Source organism: Bradyrhizobium sp. S69 (genome assembly GCF_009766005.1).
Lineage (GTDB): Bacteria > Pseudomonadota > Alphaproteobacteria > Rhizobiales > Xanthobacteraceae > Bradyrhizobium.
On record NZ_LMUK01000060.1, the window covers coordinates 1 to 2,243 of the forward strand.

Consider the following 2,243-nt stretch of genomic DNA (forward strand, 5'->3'; position numbering starts at 1 on the left):
CGCCAGCCCCTGCTTCGCGCTCAGGGCAATCGAATCACACCCCAACCGCCCTGGCAAATGCTCGTGGCCGAAAGATTCTCCCGCTCTGAGGTGCGAGCTCTTGCGAGCCTCGAAGGATGGCCGCAAGCACCGAGCTGAACATCATCCTTCGAGACGCGCGCAAGAGCGCGCTCCTCAGGATGACGGCGAGATAGCCTTACGGGCTCTTGCGCCGGAACATCAACGCTAATGCCTGAAATGACGCACGCCGGTGAACACCATCGCGATGCCGGCGTCGTCGGCGGCCTTGATGACTTCCTCGTCGCGGATCGAACCGCCGGGCTGAATCACGGCGGTGGCGCCGGCTTCGATCGCGACCAGCAATCCATCCGCGAACGGAAAGAACGCATCGGAGGCGACCACGGATCCCCTGGTCATGGGCTGGTCGAGCTTGGCGTCGGTGGCGGCGTCCTGCGCCTTGCGCGCGGCGATGCGCGAGGCATCCACCCGGCTCATCTGTCCGGCGCCGACGCCAACGGTGGCGAGGTTCTTGGCGTAGACGATGGTGTTGGACTTGACATGCTTGGCGACGCGAAATGCGAATTTGAGATCGCCAAGTTCGGCCTCGGTCGGCGCGCGCTTGGTCACGGTCTTCAGCACGATGTCATCGACCACGGCGTTATCGCGGCTCTGCACCAGCAAACCGCCGGCGACGGTTTTCGCGGTCAGACCGCGCGCGCGGGGATCAGGCAGGCTACCGGCGAGCAGTAGCCGCAGATTGCGTCGTTTGGCGATGATCGCGATGGCTTCCTCGGTCGCGTCGGGCGCGATGATGACTTCGGTCAGGATTTCCGTAATGACGCGGGCGGTGTCGGCATCGAGCGTGCGATTGACCGCGATAATGCCGCCATAGGGCGATTGGGTGTCGCAGGCGAATGCCTTGCGGTAGGCGCTGATGAGATCGGCGCCCTCGGCAACGCCGCAAGGATTGGCGTGCTTGACGATGACGCAGGCCGCGGTGCGCGCCGGGTCGAATTCAGCGATGCATTCATAGGCCGCATCGGTGTCGTTGATGTTGTTGTAAGACAGCTCCTTGCCCTGCAATTGGCGCGCGGTGGCGACGCCGGGGCGTTTGTCGGGCGTGCGATAGAACGCGGCTTGCTGATGCGGGTTTTCGCCATAGCGTAACGCCTGGATCAGGCGGCCGCCGAAGGCACGAAAATCCGGTGCGTCGGTCTTGAGCTGAAGCGCGAACCAGTTCGAGATCGCCGCGTCATAGGCGGCGGTGCGGGCGTAAGCCTTGGCGGCGAGGCGGCGGCGCAGCGTTAGCGTAGTCGCGCCGCCGTTGGTCGCGAGTTCATCGAGCACGGCCTGGTAATCCTGCGGCTCGACCACGACCGCGACGTCGTCATGGTTCTTCGCGGCCGCGCGGATCATCGCGGGGCCACCGATGTCGATGTTCTCGATGCACTCCTCGAAATCAGCGCCCTTATCGACGGTCGCTTCGAACGGATAAAGATTGACCACCAACAGGTCGATCGGCGCGATGCCGTGATCCTTCATGGATTGCGCGTGTTCGGCATTGTCGCGGATCGCGAGCAATCCACCATGCACCTTGGGATGCAGGGTCTTGACCCTGCCGTCCATCATTTCCGGAAAACCGGTGAGATCGGAAACGTCTCTCACCTTCAGGCCCGCTGCGGCGATCGCCTTGGCGGTGCCGCCGGTGGAGACCAGATCGACGCCATGCGCCGATAGCGCGCGGGCGAATTCGATCAGTCCGGATTTATCGGAAACGGATAATAGGGCACGGGTTACGCGGCGCGGATGGTCGGTCATGGGCAAGATCCTCAGTTAAAAGGGTGCTTTTTGCCCAGGCGCGCGGCGGTCATTCCCGCGCTTCCCGATGGTGCTCCATCCAAAGTCGCCAGTCGCGCGAGTGCCCGGTAACTAGCAGCTTTCGACGCCTCTCACAACGGCCTGCTAAGGCTGTCGCTATGTCTTGTGCGACACTTTTCCAGAGCCTTTTCCGTTCCGATGAAATCGGAACGGGGCTTTGGTCTTTTTGTTTTGACGCGTTTTCTTCACGCGAACCGGTACCCACTTCGCTCGAAAACGCTCTATAACGGCAATTCGGGCTCGCGCCGGGCATTGCGCCGCGCGGTTGTCACTGAAGGCGACGCGGTCGAGCGGACGAAGGTCCAGCGGATGCTGGAGGCCTGCCGTGAATCCTGCCGGATCACGATCTGGGCGGTGCGGCGGGG

The 2,243-nt window shown here is 63.0% G+C and carries 2 protein-coding genes and 1 riboswitch; of the genes, one reads left to right on the forward strand and one right to left on the reverse strand.

The window, feature by feature from the left end:
* Positions 1 to 225: 225 nt before the first annotated feature.
* A complete protein-coding gene (purH, locus tag GSQ88_RS31725; protein ID WP_159012035.1) occupies positions 226 to 1,818 on the reverse strand; it encodes a bifunctional phosphoribosylaminoimidazolecarboxamide formyltransferase/IMP cyclohydrolase in 1,593 nt (530 codons plus the stop codon).
* A gap of 25 nt (positions 1,819 to 1,843) precedes the next feature.
* A riboswitch (ZMP/ZTP riboswitch) is annotated at positions 1,844 to 1,924 on the reverse strand.
* A 92-nt stretch (positions 1,925 to 2,016) separates the two neighbouring features.
* Between purH and GSQ88_RS35430 the strand changes: the two genes are divergently transcribed.
* The coding region (locus tag GSQ88_RS35430) for a hypothetical protein (RefSeq protein WP_210253943.1) at positions 2,017 to 2,243 on the forward strand (227 nt) is incomplete at its 3' end.